Source organism: Cytobacillus oceanisediminis 2691, from assembly GCF_000294775.2.
Classification (GTDB): Bacteria; Bacillota; Bacilli; order Bacillales; family Cytobacillaceae; genus Cytobacillus; species Cytobacillus pseudoceanisediminis.
The window spans coordinates 5115020-5131579 of record NZ_CP015506.1 but is presented as its reverse complement, the minus strand read 5'-3'; the positions used below and the strand labels follow the sequence as shown (position 1 = coordinate 5131579).

The 16560-nt window shown below is 40.3% G+C and carries 12 protein-coding genes, 2 pseudogenes and 1 riboswitch; of the genes and pseudogenes, 9 read left to right on the top strand and 5 right to left on the bottom strand.

Annotated features, from left to right (window positions below):
- Positions 1-721: 721 nt before the first annotated feature.
- Positions 722-1405, top strand: a complete 684-nt coding sequence (locus A361_RS31560; RefSeq protein WP_019380654.1) for a CPBP family intramembrane glutamic endopeptidase — start codon at positions 722-724, stop codon at positions 1403-1405.
- Between the two features lie 49 nt (positions 1406-1454).
- Here A361_RS31560 and A361_RS25560 read toward each other — a convergent pair whose 3' ends face one another.
- Together A361_RS25560 and A361_RS25555 are read right to left on the bottom strand one after the other, a co-directional pair.
- The gene (locus A361_RS25560; RefSeq protein WP_019380655.1) at positions 1455-1841 is read right to left on the bottom strand and encodes a hypothetical protein; all 387 of its coding nucleotides are present in this window, start codon (positions 1839-1841) and stop codon (positions 1455-1457) included.
- A gap of 183 nt (positions 1842-2024) precedes the next feature.
- The gene (locus A361_RS25555; protein WP_019380656.1) at positions 2025-2666 is read right to left on the bottom strand and encodes a winged helix-turn-helix domain-containing protein; all 642 of its coding nucleotides are present in this window, start codon (positions 2664-2666) and stop codon (positions 2025-2027) included.
- 110 nt (positions 2667-2776) lie between these two features.
- Between A361_RS25555 and A361_RS25550 the strand changes: the two genes are divergently transcribed.
- The 3 genes from A361_RS25550 (at position 2777) to A361_RS25540 (ending at position 5779) form a co-directional block, all read left to right on the top strand.
- On the top strand, positions 2777-4006 hold the full coding sequence (locus tag A361_RS25550; protein ID WP_019380657.1) for an ABC transporter substrate-binding protein: 1230 nt from the start codon (positions 2777-2779) through the stop codon (positions 4004-4006).
- Positions 3987-4391 (top strand): GntR family transcriptional regulator, encoded by a 405-nt coding sequence (locus A361_RS25545; protein ID WP_019380658.1) that lies wholly within the window; start codon positions 3987-3989, stop codon positions 4389-4391. Before A361_RS25550 ends, A361_RS25545 begins: the two co-directional genes overlap by 20 nt.
- Positions 4392-5392: 1001 nt before the next feature.
- A complete protein-coding gene (locus A361_RS25540) occupies positions 5393-5779 on the top strand; it encodes a hypothetical protein (protein ID WP_009332163.1) in 387 nt (128 codons plus the stop codon).
- A gap of 7 nt (positions 5780-5786) precedes the next feature.
- Here the strand turns inward: A361_RS25540 and A361_RS25535 are convergent, their stop codons facing one another.
- Together A361_RS25535 and A361_RS25530 are read right to left on the bottom strand one after the other, a co-directional pair.
- A complete protein-coding gene (locus A361_RS25535; protein WP_019380660.1) occupies positions 5787-8606 on the bottom strand; it encodes a DEAD/DEAH box helicase in 2820 nt (939 codons plus the stop codon).
- Complete coding sequence (locus tag A361_RS25530) at positions 8599-10218, bottom strand: SWIM zinc finger family protein (RefSeq protein ID WP_019380661.1); 1620 nt, start codon at positions 10216-10218, stop codon at positions 8599-8601. The genes A361_RS25535 and A361_RS25530 overlap by 8 nt, the downstream gene beginning before the upstream one ends.
- A 267-nt stretch (positions 10219-10485) precedes the next feature.
- On the opposite strand from A361_RS25530, the pseudogene A361_RS31045 reads away from it, so the two are divergent.
- Positions 10486-11697, top strand: a pseudogene (locus A361_RS31045) (MFS transporter).
- A gap of 478 nt (positions 11698-12175) precedes the next feature.
- On the opposite strand, the pseudogene A361_RS25520 reads toward A361_RS31045, so the two are convergent.
- A pseudogene (locus tag A361_RS25520) lies at positions 12176-13694 on the bottom strand (alpha/beta hydrolase).
- 166 nt (positions 13695-13860) lie between these two features.
- Positions 13861-13944, top strand: a riboswitch (cyclic di-GMP riboswitch).
- A 60-nt stretch (positions 13945-14004) separates the two neighbouring features.
- Here A361_RS25520 and A361_RS31350 point away from each other — a divergent pair.
- From A361_RS31350 to A361_RS25500, 4 genes are all read left to right on the top strand, one after another.
- On the top strand, positions 14005-14934 hold the full coding sequence (locus A361_RS31350) for a methyl-accepting chemotaxis protein (protein WP_019380664.1): 930 nt from the start codon (positions 14005-14007) through the stop codon (positions 14932-14934).
- Positions 14935-15045: 111 nt separating this feature from the next.
- Entirely contained in the window at positions 15046-15450 is a 405-nt protein-coding gene (locus A361_RS25510) for a hypothetical protein (protein ID WP_026041620.1), read from the top strand.
- Positions 15451-15470: 20 nt separating this feature from the next.
- The gene (locus A361_RS25505; RefSeq protein WP_019380666.1) at positions 15471-16277 is read left to right on the top strand and encodes a YwqG family protein; all 807 of its coding nucleotides are present in this window, start codon (positions 15471-15473) and stop codon (positions 16275-16277) included.
- Positions 16278-16310: 33 nt separating this feature from the next.
- Positions 16311-16502: a hypothetical protein gene (locus A361_RS25500; protein WP_019380667.1), complete on the top strand. Its 192-nt coding sequence runs from the start codon at positions 16311-16313 to the stop codon at positions 16500-16502.
- Positions 16503-16560 lie beyond the last annotated feature (58 nt).

Sequence of the window (16560 nt, the reverse complement as noted above, 5' to 3'; positions counted from 1 at the left end):
GGAAGGTGTCCGGAGGGCGAAATATTCAGAACCAGGCTCCCCAGGCGTTATCGTAAAGTCGGGTGGATAGTTCAGTATCGCCCAAGAGCTTAGAATCAGAGTTAAATATATTCATCTTAATGAAATCATCATGTACATGGCAAAGTTCATGGTGGATGGTATTAATAGAAAATTGCTGTGTATCTTGTCTATATAAGCCTGCTACAATATGCTTTTCCAAAAATATAGTGCATCGCTTTTTGTCATTAACCATGTAATCCAAGACCTTGGCGTAAGCCTTCGCGTGTTCATTATGGGTAAAACCTTCTAAAAGGTCATGTTCCCTTTGGTATGATCAATTCCTTTTCTAAGTTATCCGGTATGATGATGCTCTCAAGTAAGGACAAATCTAGCTGAGAAAATTTCTGTAGATCCAAAATGAGAGTTATTAACCTTTTTTTTAGCTCTTGGATTCCTTCTTGATCCATTCAAAGAATTTCTTGGTAATAATTTTCATTTAATTCCCCCTAAATTATTTTTACAATATTTAATAAGAATTTCTCTAAAAAATTCACATGAATCTTCGTCAACGCTTTATCTAATAAACAAGATATTTAATATTAATAACAATTTATACATAATATGTTAAATTAAAGTATATAAGCTTTAGAAGAGATAAAGGCCTTTTTATGAAAATAAAGTTATTTGATAAGTGATTTAATAAAAAAAGGAATATATTACAATGTTTAAGGGAGAAGGTATTGTGGAGGAGAACAAGAATGACATAAAAAATAGATGGGGTTTTATTATAGTTAAGGCCATTGCCTATGTAATATTGTTTTCAGCAATTTTCATTTTACAAAACCTTAGATATCCAGATGAATTTCGGTTCATTTCTAAACATCTAGACAGAATAGATTTTGGAAGAGAATTTTACCCTGAAGGAAGTCTGTTAGTTATTTTCTTATTCCTTCTAGTCTGTTTAATTTTCTTCAAAAAAAAGTTACTAGTATATTTCTCTATTAAACCCTTAAAAAAGGTGAATACTTATATATGGATAACAGTTTTTTTGCTGTTGATTTTTATGTTAGAACATGCCTCAACCGGATTTAAATATATCTTTCAGATTAATATCCACCCTTTTCATTTTACTGAGTATGCTATTCTCTTTTTAATGACTTCTATAATTACTCCTTTGGAAGAGGAGCTTGTTTTTAGGAGCCCCCTTTTATTTATGTTTAATAATAAGTTTCGATATCTTTGGTTGCTAGTATCAATATCTTGGTTTACTATAATCCACAATGACGTTATATTTGCAATATCATTTTCAATAGGTCTAAGTATTCTTACAATTAAGTTTAAGAATTTATGGGTTCCGATAGTTGCCCACCTAATTTGGAACTTATACGCTTTACTAGTTATATAATAAAAAAAGCCAGTGACCTTATTATAAAATAAAGTCACTGGCTTTTATTTTAATCTAGCCAAGTACCCCAAATCTTAACAGTATTTACAAGATCAGCGTATAAGTTCTTAGCTTTTAATCGAAGCTTTGCTCCAGTACTGTTTAAATCCAGACTAAGCGTAAACTCCCCAACACCATATCTTTGTCCAAAATCAACTGTAGCTCCACCAGAGTTAACAACTCGGTATTCTACACCACAGCGACCTCCGGAGTATACTGGTTGTTGATTTCCTCGTATTGATGCATCGGCCCAGATTACCTCTTCAGCAATGTACTTGGATTGAAGTGGTCCCAACTGCGTGTTGTATGGTGAATCAGCAGATGCAAAATTCGGGGTGGCAGCTAAGCAAGCTGCTAAAGCTCCTGTTAATATTAATGATTTCATCTTCTTCTTCATATAATCACCTCCGTTTTATAGGTTAATATTATTAAAAAATAAAAAAATTATAAATATTATAAAATTAAGAATTCCATTAATTTTTGTTAATACTAGTAACTCTAAATTTCAAAACGATTAAGAATTGCTTTAAAACGGTTTTAACCTAGATGTTCTTAATTAAAATCTATTCGAATCTTAATTTTAGTTAATATTTAGAATATTTAAAGTGTAACCTTTGTTTTTATGATAGATTAGTAGGGAAGGATTGGTAGAATCCTTTTCAATCTTTTCTCTAAGCTTCTTTATACATACATATAAAGATGAGGGGGTCATCAAATCAAGTTTACTTAGTAAATTATCAACACTTAGAAATTTTCCTCGGTTCTTTAAAAGAGTATATAGAAGTCTAAATTCTAAATTGGTTAAGTTAAAGTATTCTTCTTTATTGTTAATACAGTGATTTTCTATAGAAAAGACCACATCTTTATCGAGCACATATTGATCGGCAGCTTCTTGTTTAGAGAAGTTTTTTACGGCATCTAACATGGGTTCGCTGATACTAATAATACTATCTTGAAATGATAAATATTGATTTATACTTTTTAGAAGACTTGAAAATAAAATTATGGGTTTATGTATCTCCATGCTTAATAATTCTTGAATGGAATCTTTAAAGTAACCGTCATAAAGAACTGCTAAGCAATAATCATCTTCTATAAATTCCAATAGTTCGGTAACATCACTAACTTCTAATAATTGAATGCGATGTTGCTTGAAGGCTAATTCTAGTAGATTTGAATAACTTTTATTTTGTGAGAAAGTTACTATGTACCGTGAATCCAAGTTTAATCCCTCCAGTATTTAACAGTTACAGGAATAGGTTATCATTTTTTTGGGTTTAATTGTAAAAAATATACATATTTATAAAAAATAGGAAGAAAGGACTGTGTATATTGAGAAGAATATCCTTATTATTAGCTTTACTTGTAATTTTGATATCTGGTTGCAGCGAATCTAAATCTATTACAATTGCAGTTGTATCTCCAGAGCAGGGAGAAATACTAGAACAGGTGTTTAATAATCAGTATAAAAAAAATACTCAAATAGAAATTAAACCCATACTAGATAGTGTGGAAAAAGTTGGAGAACATTGGGAAGAGCTAGATAATATTATTGCAAAATATATAAACGAAAATAATGATGTTGATCTGGTATTTGGATTTCCACCTGAATATTTGGCTGGATTGGTTGAAACAGGCACTATCCAAAGTCTAAATGGAAAACTAGATAAAAAAGCATTATATAATTTTGCGCCTGCTATACGCATGCCAATAGAAGAAGCAGGCAAAGGAGAAATTTATGCGGTTACTCCTACATTTAATAGTTATGTGTTAGCATACAACAAAGAAATTTTTGCTAAATCAAAAATAGAAGAGCCAAAAAACAGTATGAGTTGGGAGGATTTATATGATTTGAGTGTGAAATTACAACAAAATTCTAAATACAAGGGGCTGGCTCTGGGAGTTCCTGACTCTGATGAAGAATTTTATTATTTATATCAGATATTAACTAGGCCTATATATAGCATAGAAAAGGTGAATAACAGTATTCAAGTTAACAATGAAATGAATAAAAAATACTGGTCTTTGTTTACAAAAATATATATGGATAATAAAAAGGCAAATTTGAAAGAGTTCTTAAAAGGTGATGTTGCAATGTCAGTGATGCCTGTAGCATCTATTATGGATAAGGAATTATTTAATCAATTTGGGGATAACAACCTCGATATTGGTATTGTTCAAATGCCCGTATTCCAGGAAATTGATGGAGGGTTAGCGTATTCAGATAGTTTGTTCGCGCTATCCACTAATAGTAAGAGTGAGGAGGCAGCAACCGACTTTCTTAATTATATCCAAGGCGAAGAGTTTGCTAATTACCTAATGGAGGGATCTTTGTTACCAACATACTGGGATACAGGGGTAAAAGAAACTTTAATAAAAAAGTATGGGCATGATTTCTCTCCAATTTATGACCAGGGAGGAGCATTATTAACAAAGCCAAGTATTGAAGCCGATGAGTATTTAAAGGTTGAATCTGCAGGGGCAAAGTTTTTTACCGAGTACCTTAATGGCAAAGATACAATTGATTCCCTTTTAACTGCTTATGAAGAAGACGTCAATTAGTATTCTTGAAGGTAAGCTGTTTAATATAAATCTTAATACTAATGCCCCGCTTTATAAGAATATATCAGAAGATATAAAAGGCAAAATAATTAATAATTTTTTCTTGCCTGGTGAGAAATTACCTTCAATAAGGTCATTAGCAAGTCATATAGGTATAAATCCAAATACAATACAAAAGGCATACAAAGATTTAGAAGATCAGGGATATTTAATTAGTATTAAGGGAAAAGGAAACTTTGTACTTTTAGTCCCTGAAGCAATTGGTAATAATCGCAAATGCTTTATAAAAAGAGAATTGAAAAAAATGGTTTTGGAAGCTCTTTATCTTGGAATGACACTTGAAGAAATAAAGGCTTTCGTAAATGAAAATATCAGTAAAAAGTAAGTTCCTATAAACTACTCGTACTTAAGTAAAGTAGTAAAAAGGCGCAGCAGGCCGCTGGGCCTTTTTATTTAGATTTTTGAGATGAAAATTATTGTTTAACTTTTACATATAATTATGGACTTGATTAAAAACTTAGAGCCCGAGTCCGAACTAGGAGCTCATTCGTACAGGGTTAATAGAAAACAATCATGCAACTTTCTTTTGAACCAAAATTAGTTGTATAACGAAGAGTGCGCTTTAATCCTAATATTACGAGGTTGCTACTAATCTCAGTTGTGGATTTTATAAAGACGGCTACATAAGTTACTTAAAGCTATGTTTGGAGCACTTAACATACATATAGAAAACATTGAGGTTTTTGAATGAAATAGAGGAGAAATATGATTTGTGAAAATTTCAAAATCAAAACATTAATTTATGGTAGGGAACCTAGGATTTTAAAAAAAGAAAATTCATTACTGCCCTTTGAAGAAGTAACGGCAAAGTGTCTTGATAATTTTAGGGATAATAAAAATTTATAAGCATTAGAAAGAGATATTATGAAAAATATTGAATTACAACCGGCTTCTGAATTTGAATCGGAATATTGGAAACAGAGAAGTAATAATAATGGTATACGTATTGGTGTTTTACCAATACGATTTTCTTATAACTTGATATCGATTCCTAAGTTCCAAGAAAACGCAATCATTTCGTTCATCCACCAATAACATTCATTGATAACTATAAGATAGGAGAAGTCTTAGGGAAACTCGCTAATAATTTTTTTAGTAAAAGTGACAAAAAATATTACAAAAAAGCTGATTGATGACAGTTCACGTTAAAAATAGTGTCACATATTAATTAAAAAAGGAACTAAAAATGAGTAACATTCATGCCATTTTTAATTAAAATCCACATGTGAAAACAAATATTACATATGGGCATTAAGAACCAGGGAGGATTTTCACAGAATGTGTCGAATATACTTTTTGAAAATAATAAAGAGGAGGTGCAATTTAGTGGATAAAGGAGATAAAACCGGATACCTGTATTTTCAAACAGCAAATAAAAGATTAAACACCAATCATCAGCCAAGCTTCTTTGATGCACTTCAGCTTATTCAGCTGCAGAGTAATAAATCCTATCATAGAATTCCTCTTAGAAGCCATACTTCACTCACATTTAACGATAAGGAAAGTTTTCTTCACTACAAATTCAACTTCTTATTCGGCCAGGTGGCAATAAACGCCGGGAACAAGAATCCTACATACCAGCTGCTATCCTGTTTCATTATTAAAGAAGGCAGCAAAGTAACTTTTCTGACTCAAAAGCCTAACAAGCCTGAATATGCGATAATAAAAAAACAGCCTTCAAGCCTTTATGCATATCAAGGACTTGAAGACTGAACAAAATTTATGTCAGGTGAACCAGATCTCTCAGCTCATCTGTTGAAAGCTCGGTAATCCAATTCTCGCTCGTAATAATTTGATCATTAAGGGACTGTTTTTTTTCGAGCATGGCATCAATCTTCTCTTCGAGCGTCCCGGTGGCAATCATTTTATGGACATGAACAAAGCGTTTTTGCCCAATTCGGTATGCGCGGTCGGTTGCCTGGTTTTCGACGGCGGGATTCCACCAGCGGTCATAATGGATGACATGGTTTGCTGCCGTCAGATTCAAACCGGTTCCGCCAGCTTTAAGCGACAGCAGGAAAACCGGGAATTCATGATCTTGAAAACGGCTGATCATATTGTCCCGTTCCTGCTTTGGCACGCTGCCGTTTAAAAATGGAACGTCGAATCCGAATTGTTTTTTCAGCAAGCGGGCGATCATGTTCCCCATTTCAATATACTGGGTAAAAATCAGGCAGCTTTCTCCCTGCTCATGTACAGCACTGACAAGCTCGCTTAACTTTTCAAGCTTTACAGAACGTTCAAGGACATGCTTAGGCTTCTCCTCTTTTAAATAAAGGGCCGGGTGGTTGCACAGCTGCTTTAAGCGGCTTAATAACTGCAGGATCAGACCTTTACGCTCAAACCCGGACAGCTTTTCGATCTGTGCGAATGTATCCTGGACAAGCTGCTCGTATAGCGAGGCCTGCTCAGCAGTAAGAGGACAATATTCCTTCTGCTCAAGCTTATCAGGCAGGTTCAAGGCCACATCCTCATCCTTCTTCGTGCGGCGGAGGAGGAAGGGACGGATATATGCCTGCAGCTGCCTGACTTTATCCTTGTCATCATCCTTTTCAATCGGCAGTACATAGCGCTTCTGAAACTGCCCGAGGCTGCCGAGATAGCCATGGTTCGTAAAGTCAAAAATGGACCAGAGCTCGGTCAGCCGGTTTTCCATGGGCGTGCCGGTGAGGGCAATATGGTGCTTGCCTTTTAACTTTCGGACAGCCCGCGATTGCTTTGTCTGGGCATTTTTAATATTTTGAGCTTCATCAATTGAAATGGAGCTCCACTCGATGGTTTCAAAATCCTCCAGATCCATATGGGTTAGTCCATAGGAGGTCAGCACAATATCAGACTCCATTACTTTTTCAGAAAAGCTTTCACCCTTCAGACGATTTGAACCGTAATGGAGATAAACATTCATGCCAGGTGCAAAGCGCTCGATTTCCTTCTGCCAGTTGCCGAGGACAGATGTAGGGCAGACGATAAGCGATGGGCCGCTGTCTTCCTCTTTCTTTACCTTTAACAGATAAGAGATCAGCTGAATCGTTTTTCCAAGCCCCATATCATCTGCCAGAATGGCGCCAAAACCATATCGGCGCAGAAACAGCAGCCAGCTCATGCCGAGCTTCTGATAAGGGCGAAGATCACCCTTGAAGCTTGCAGGGACCTCTTCAAGCGGAAGACTTTTGATATCGCGAAGCTGCTTCACCATCTGTTTCCATTGGCGGTTAAGCTCGATCTGAATGCGGGCAAAAGCCTTAGGATTATCCAGCTCGTCTTCCTGCGTGCTCTCGTCAGCCATAAGCTCCTGTTCTATCAAGTCACGGACATGCAATCCTTCTTTTTCCGCTTTCTTCATTAAATCCTGAATATGGCGGACAAAATGGGGATCCAGCTTGATCCAGCGGCCGCGAATGTAGACAAGCCTTCTTTTTTCCTCAACCATACCCCGGAATTCATCCTCTGTTAAATCAACGCCATTCATGCTGAAGCGCCAATCATAATCAAGCATGGACTGAAGCCCGACAAACGAAGGACGGTGGCTCCCGGTTCCTTTCACTTTTGCTTTGACCTTTAGGCTTGCATTTTTCATAGCCTGCCACCACGAAGGAAGCAGGATTTCCACGCCAAGTGCCAGCAGGGTTTCGCTCGCTTCAGTGAGAAAGGTCCAGGCGTCATCTTCAGTCAGTGAAGTGGAGATCATTCCAGGCTTGCCTTCAAGCCATGGGAATAGCTCAAGCCAGCGCTCGATCTCTTTGTCAATAGAATCTTCAAAATCATGCCAGTCGTGGGGATAGTTCGAATAGTCCTTGAAGTCGACAAAGACATCAGAATTATTTTTTCCGCGGAGGAATATCGCCAGATCCCAGCTGGAATCAATATCCCCGGGCTCTTCCAGCTTAAGTCCAATCGAAAAAGGAGCTTCATTTGATTTAACCCCGATCCATTCCTGCCAGCTTTCTTCATCAAAATAAGCAGCAAGATCCTTTGGTGAGAGGTGCTCACTCCGCAATGCTTCAAGCTTTTCACCGAACTGTGCTTTCGCTTCCTGATTCTGATTCATATAGCCATCAAGGGAGCAGTGAAATAAATCTCCGATAAACTCCCTGACAGGTGAGCCTTCTACAGCCTGGTCCCAAAAGTTTGTGCCGAATTCGGTAACCACACTTTCCGGCAGTGCCCAGCGGAATTGATCCTGTTCCCAGGCGGCGAAATCCGGCATCCATTCTTTTTCCACGATCGAATCGTAAAGAGCATGAGAGGAAGCCAGCAGGATTTCGGCAGTTTCATCCCAGCTCCAATCAATCAAACGGTTGAACTGCTCAGCCGCAAACAGGGTAACGAGCTGCCAGCCGCTTACAGAGATCCCTTTGATTCCGTCCGCATCAACAGCATCAAGCATTGTTCCAAAGAAACTTTCTCTGTGATGGTTAAAAAGAAGCGGCTTCCATTCTTTTGGGGACAGGAGGCGGCCTTCTTCATTGACGGCAAAAATCAGGTAGCGGTCATTGTTTATTGGTTTCACTTTCACATGGAGAAATCTCGTTTTAAGCATCGATTAGCTTACCCCTTTTGCATTCTTCCTGAAAGGCGCGGAGACGTTTCGTTTTTTCAAGCAGCAATTCAAGAAAAAGCTGCCAGTCTTCCTGGCGTTTCAGCTTATTGTACAGCGTGCGAAGCTTTTTCATTTTCCGGACAGCCTCGCGGTAATGATCCCTGTTTTTCATATTGATATGGGCAGTGATGGCCTGGTGATAGAGCGGCAGGAGTATGGAGGGTTCCTTTTTGCTGATTTCCCTGATCCGGTCCTTGCCTAAAGAATCAATATCAAAGCCAATAAACGCCTGCAGATCGGCCCACTTTATGAATTCGCCTTTTTCAAAAAGGAGGTATTCATAGTCGCTGTAGCTGTACGGCAGCGTTTCCATCAAGGCTTTCTCGTATAAATCCATTTTGCTGCTTTCCAGGCAATACGGAGAAATAGCCTTGATGGCCATCCTGGTAAAATCCATGCAGGCATAATAGTCATCAGATTGTTTCAAGTAATCCCGTAATTTATGGATAAATGCTTCTGCATAAGGACCCATCCGATTCCAGTCCTTATTGGCTGAAAAATAATCGATCCAGTAAAGCATGTAAGGAGTCATTAAATGATTTGGCACATTTAAAACACTGAGTGCCTGTTCATCATTACGTTCAAGGATATGAAGATGCACATAGCCTGTCACAGACGGAAGGCTGGGCGATTCCTCTTTGATGGAGGATTCCAGCTTCTGGATCTCCGCTTCACGCCATTCTTTCTTTTTAAAAAAATGTGTCCATAACAGCCGATATAAATGGGCCCGCTCATAATCCAACCCAAAAGAACCGGTGATCAGCCCGGCGGAATCATCTTTCAGTTTTTCAATATATTGATCGAAAGCGAAGGGAAGGGAGTGCACCGACAGTTTGTTCATTATCTCAACCGAATCTTCCATCAGGGACTGATAGAGATGGCGGTAATAACGGTCAATCAATTCTTCGCCATGGCCGTACTTCCTGCTCAGCGCCATTAGCTTTTTAAAAGAAAAGACATAGCCGACAAGCAGATACAGCAGCTTCCATTCCTGTTCAACCGGTGCTCCCGCTTTCATGCGCCGCAGATAAACATGGAAAAGCTCAGGGAGTACATAGGGACGAGGCTCTCCCTGTTTTTCCAGCAGCTCGGTAAAGCTTTCCTCGAATCCGGCAACCCAGCCGTCGTAACCTGTCTTCATCTGACCGGAGGATTTCAAAAGATCCTTCGCTCTTTGAAGCCCCCAATTCTTGGCTGTCTGCTTTTCCTTTATCGGCTTCCTCCACTCTTCAATCCACATGGACACACTTTTGGCTTTGGAAAGAAGCTGCAGAAATACCGCAGTCTGATGGCGGCAAAAACCTTCAGCCGGACAGGAACACTCGCTCAAATGAATGAACTCAAGATTAAGTTCAACCTTTGCGGGAGTCACATCCTGGACCGTCGCCAAAACCTTATCATCTTCGAAGCGAAGCTGATACACAAGCCCCTGCCGAAAAAGCATCAGCCCCTTCTGCACCAGGCGCGCATCTTCCTCATTCTCTGCCCGCAGTAACCCCTTCAGCTCATTCGCTGCAAACTCTAAAGGCTCCAAAAACCGCTCCGGAATCATTTCACAACCCCCTTGTTGGTGTGGGACAAAGGGACAGGTTCCTTGTCCCATCTACCCGTAGGGGACAATCAGCCAGTCCCCATGTTCCAAAGTACATTCCTATATTATAACATTTAGGGCAGTTGGAATGAAGGTGCGCGCTGTTTCAAAAATAGCTGAGGGAAGTTCTTAATGGGAATTGTGTGGAAAAAAATTATCGGAATTTTCGATCCATTTCAAATAAAATGGTATGATGGATTTAATGCTTTATAGGAACTGGGTGGGAAAATGACTGCTGTAAATGCTAGACAACAGGAAGCTGATAAATATTCGCTGCATGATGCCGGCTTCAAAAAAATTATGATTGCGATGACGAGTGCATCCATTTTAGTATTCGCTAATTTATACTTTGTGCATCCAATTATGCCGCTGCTCGTGAAATCATTTGACATCACATCTGCAGCAGCCGGTTTATCACTGTCTGCTGCTGTGGTTTCTATGATTTTCGGATTGTTATTTTTCGGGTTTCTATCTGATCGAATTGGGCGGGTTTCCATAATGAATATTACGCTTGTTTGCACTATTATTCCGTTAGTGCTTTTGCCCGTTTCGCCTAATTTCGAAACGTTTCTGGTGCTGCGTTTCCTGCAGGGCATTTGTATAGCGGGCCTGCCTGCAGCTGCCATCGCGTATCTAGGGGAGGAACTTGATTCTAGAAGCGTCAGTCTCGGCATCACCATGTATATTGCAGCCAATGCCATTGGCGGAATGGCCGGCCGCATCTTCGTCGGGTACATTGCTGATATGGCCAGCTAGCAGACTTCTGTTTACTTCCTATTTGGATTCTCCATTCTGTTATTCATCATTTATTTTATGACTCTGCCAAAATCTCATTATTTTAAGCCCAGTAAAATATCAGTTCAAAAAGACTTATCAGGCATGGGCTCACATCTGAAAAACACGAAACTTTTCCCTGCGTTCGCGATGGGAATCCTCCTCCAATTCTCGTTTACAGGAGTATGGACGTACCTGCCTTTTTACCTCGAACAGGATCCTTTTAATCTTTCTGTAAAAAATATTTCGTTTACTTACCTGGCATACAGCTTCGGTATAGTTGGCTCCATTCTGGGCGGAAGGCTATCTGCTCATTTTAGGCAAGCTACACTGGTCTCGGTCGGAACTGTCATTTTAATAGGAGGGACCTTGCTTACCAATGTGCACTCTTTATCAGTAATTGTAATAGGTCTATGCCTGACCTGTCTTGGATTCTTTGTGGCGCATTCACTGATGGCGGCCATTGTAAATGAGCGCGCTGCCCATCACAAAGCCGGTGCCTCGAGCATCTATCTCGTAAGCTATTACCTTGGAGTGGCAACCGGAGGGACGCTTGCCGGCCTGGTATGGCAGACTGGGGGCTGGACGGGGATTACGGTGGTTTCCTTTGGTCTGCTTCCGGTTGTGGTGTGGCTGATGGCAGGCAGCAGGAAGGTTCATCGCTGATATGATAGAGGGGCTTCGGACAGACTGAGCGGCAATTTAATCGGAGTCCGAACCCGTGTCGCCTTCGGACATGCTAAGCAGAAATTAGTCAGTTAGAGTCCGAACCGTGTCAGAGTCTGACAGTAGGAATAATCCAGTTGGAGTCCGTACTTTTGTCAGCTTCGGGCCAGCAGAGCAGAAATTTCCTTATTGAAGTTCGTCACAAGGCGGATTTATCGAAAATGAACCGTTCATTTACTAAAAACATTTAATACGAAGCTTAAAAGCCCCAATCCAAAACGATTGGGGCATATTTCTTCCATAAAAACCGCACTGAGATGCCTTCATGTATCATTAAAATCAGTTTATGTGCGGATAGACTCAACTTACTTGCGGATAAAATTTTTTCTGTGCTTATAACCACAATTTACGTGCGGATAGAAATTTTTTCGTGCGGTTAGCCATTTTTAAGACTGCAGACCAACACTCCTGCCTCAACCTAACGGGGATCCCGTTCCTGCCCCGTTTTTAAATCAATAACCTTAACCGGGTTCTCTGGAGCATTGACCGTTTTGCTCTCAGGAGCAGCTTTCCCGTTTTCCACCCAGTCGATAAGCAAGTCGAATGACTGGTGAGCGTAAGGCAACAAAGGCTGAAGTTCTTTATCCGGATCGGCGGAGCTGTTCCAGACAAGGCTGTCAACATGGTTCCCATTCTCAATAGTATACATTCGGTGCAGATCCTGCTTTCCGGCTTTCTTGACCAGCTTTTGATATCCCTTTGCATGAATATCCGGGAATATCAGCGAATCAAGGGAACCAGTGAAAGAGATGAGCGGCACATCTATATCTCCAGTATTGGCCACTTCCTTAATATTTTCTTTCACTTCTTTTGGACGGGTCACATATTTATAATCTTCAAAGACAGAATCAAAGGATCGGTCTCTCACGCCATTAACAAAGTTCAGGTAATTGCTCCAATGGGTACGGCCTGGGGCTTCCGGATCGAAATGGTCCCGATAGATATTCAGCGAGACAAACCAGTATACCTGATCATGATAGGCCCATAGTTTTTCCGATCCTTTGGGCAATCCAGCTTTGTATAGCTCTTTAATCGCTTTCTGCTTTATTTTGCCGCTTCCAAACAAAGCTTCCTCCGCATGATTCACTACGGTGGTCAGAGAACTGATTAAATTTGGCTTTTCTTCCGTCCATAACACGCCTTCCCAATCAACTCCTCCATCAAAAAGACGCGGTTCGCCAGTCTTCTCTGGATGGTCATTTTCAAGGGCATAGCGCACGACGTATCCGCCATTGGAAACTCCCATCGCATATGTAGGAATTTTATGCACTGCCGATACTAAATCGCTCGCCGGGTCAGTAGAATCTGCCGGATCGATCAGACCATCGGAATAATGGCTGACTAAGTATCGCTGTGCGGCTTTCGTAACCTGCCGGAACCGCTGGTGCCATTCTGCTACGCTATCATCCTCAGCGGCTAAGGCATTCTTTACTTTTGCAAATGGATCAGCTGAATCAGCGTCACCCTGGGTGCCTTTATCAATCGCTGCAAAAGCATATCCTTTTTCCAGGACATAGTCGCTGAAAAGCAGGTCGGTTGATGTTTCATTTCTTGTAGCCGGGATTCCCGAAACAACCAGCCGGCCATTCCGGAACCCTTATGACAAACTGGGCATCTTCAAAAATACCATTTACCTGTGTTCCCGTTACAGAAGAAGGCTTATACATTTGATGCCATCCGGTTCCTTCCTCGGCATTTCCCCAGAGATAAGGAGCAAGACCGATGTTTCCGTAAAGGGTCGCCTGCTGATATTGGAGGGGATTCTTGGTGGTCAGCCAGTTGTTGTTCACACCATCAAAGTATTGTTCCGTTACTGTATGCGCACCAGGTATTATGGCCTGGTTTTCCGCAGCAGTTTGCTCGGCAAAACTTCTTTCCGGAAAAAGTGAAAAGCTTAAAGCAGATGCCAGTGATAACGCAATTAGCTTATTTTTCAGATAAATCAATCCCTTCTGCATAATCTCTTACAGTTCTATTCTACTTTTACTAATTATGGGAATCATGGGTCTTAGTAATTAATTATTTGAATTTTCAGTATAAATGAAAGCAGAGCATTGAGAATTGTGATGACTGACCGATGCTAGTACTATAGCCTTACATGCGGGACAAGTTGGAAGCAATGGGAATTCAAGTAGATATGGGCGCTTTAATGAATTCGAGCTAGTAGCGCAACCGGCCAGCACTTACATGGGACCAGTCCCCTTGTAGGGATATGTTCTGACAACCTTTTTTGAAAAGAGGAAGAGCATGCTTACAACTTATAAGCCTAGTCATTTTAAAAGCACACAGGTTCTTGAAAAAGAAGCTGTTTTGGCTGCAATTGAAAATTCTCTGGCTATGATTGAATTTGATAGTAACGGGAAAGTGCTGTGGGCAAATGAGAATTTTGCCCGCACTGTCAAATATCGTGCAGAAGAAATGCCAAATATGATGCATAAGCAATTTTGCACCCCTGAATTTGCCGCCAGCAGGGAATATCAGGAGCTTTGGAGAAATCTGCGCAATGGCAAAAGCTTTCAGGAAAAAATTCAGCGTGTGAACAAGCAAGGAGATCTTATCTGGCTCGAAGCGACTTACACACCGGTATTTGGGAATGATGGCAGTGTAGAAAGTGTTGTAAAGGTTGCTACGGATATTACAGAAAGGGAAACAAATACAGCGCAGGTAGCATTCCAGCTTCAGGCAATGTCAGAAGCCCTTAGTGAAAAAGCAAAAGCTGGAATTGAAAGAAGCAAAGAGGCAGCTCAGGAAATAGCCAAGCTCGTTTATGAGTCCAAAGGGAACCTGGAAATTCTCCATTCTTTCAAATCACAGGCACAATCCATCGGCAGCATCGTAAAAACAATCCGTGAAATCGCGGCCCAAACGAACCTCCTGGCATTAAATGCAGCTATTGAAGCAGCACGTGCCGGCGAACATGGCAGAGGCTTCAACGTCGTTGCCGGAGAAGTGCGAAAGCTCGCAAACCGGGTGCAGGACTCCATCCAGGAAGTCAGTGCCCACATCAAAGGAATATCAGATGAAATCAACAAAATTAGTGACGCAACTCTGCAATCACAGTCAGGCATAAGTGAAAACCAGGTTCATAATGAACATGCTGTATCTGCTTTTAAAGATATCGGGGAAGCTGCAAGAAAGCTAGATGAACAGGCGAAGGGTTTTAAGAGTATTTTATAGGAAAATGTGGGCTGCTTTATAGCAGCTCTTTTTTTCTGCAGATAGGAAGAATGGATGAGGCTGGCGAATTTACATATATTCTGTTTATTTTTGATGAGAGAAGATGTTTTTATGAAATATTTCCACAGGACATTCACTTCAGAGTTAAAGGGGAAGATTCATAGTATTGAAAAGGAACTAAAAGAACAAATTGAAAAGTTTCTAAGAGAGAATAAAGCGGCTTTTTCAAAGAAAGGCCTGAAACTCGAGGCTGAATTAAATCAGGAGGGCAGAGATGTTTTCCAGCCTGGATACAGTTCCTCCATTTCACTGGGGATTTCTGATAAAAGAGGGGATCTCATAGATTTAAAAATTATTAAAATTTGGGAATGCGAATACTTTTTTCTTGGAATGCCGGTATCGAAAAAAATCCCTGGAAGCAAGTTGTTTGGGGAGCTTCTGGATGAATCTTCACAAGAAATAACAACGGAGTTAGAACAATGGATAGCTGAATTTTGGGATGAACTTACCAATTAAGAGAAACAGGAGGAAAAAGTATGGGAAATCAATCTTTAAAGCTGCCTAAGGAATTTGAAAAACATCGGAGCGAATTAGAAAAAACAGTTAAATCGTTTGTCTGCATATATGCAGAAAGAGGGGAGACCACACTTTATGAAAGCAAGTTCGGAGGAAAGCCCTACCTTCCAAAAACGAGCGAACATCCAAAGGATGAGCAGGGAAATTATATGAATCTATTTGCGCAAATTAATTTCGAAGAAGTTCCTCACATTGAGCCTATGCCTGAGAGCGGAATTCTTCAATTCTATCTCTCGCCGGCTGATGATATGTACGGACTTGATTTTGATAACCCGGCTGATCAAAAAAATTTTCGGGTTGTTTATCATCCAAATGGCGTGAAAGATGAGTCAGACCTTGTGACAGATTTTTCGTATATGCCTGATTTAGGTGATGAATATGATCCGATAGTCCAGGAAGCAAAGATGATTTTTAACCTTAAGTTCGCTCCTGTACCTGCTGAGGATTTCCGATTTGAGGACATGGTCAAAATTGACTTATTTGAATCCATCGATCATCCGGATTATGAGGATTTATATGAGCTTTACTCCGAGGAATTAGGTGCAGAGGGCCATAAAGTTGGCGGCTATCCCTACTTCACCCAGCAGGATCCTAGAGAAAAAGGGGACCCAACAGGTGATTATAAGATATTGCTATTCCAGGCGGATACGGACGATGATATTGAGCTGATGTTTGGGGACAGCGGTGTTGCCAACTTCTTTATTAAGGAAGAGGATTTGCGGAAGAAGAATTTTACAGATGTTCTTTATAATTGGGATTGCTGCTAACGTACCAACCCCCAATTATGAGGAGATAACTGAATGGAGGGGTTCACATTTGGACAGAAAAAGGATAAACCTGAGTGGCTGAGTCCGAACCTGAAGCCCCTTCGGACAGGAGAAGCAGAAACCCGAGAGATGGAGTCTGGACATGGCGAACTAATTGTCCGCGGTGGAAATCAACAGACTCATTTACAAGCGAAACCCCTATCTAAGAAGAATAAAGGAAATTAGCAATATTAAATTGCGGAAAAGTTAGAAAACTCTTGAATTAATAAAAAATAACCGCTAC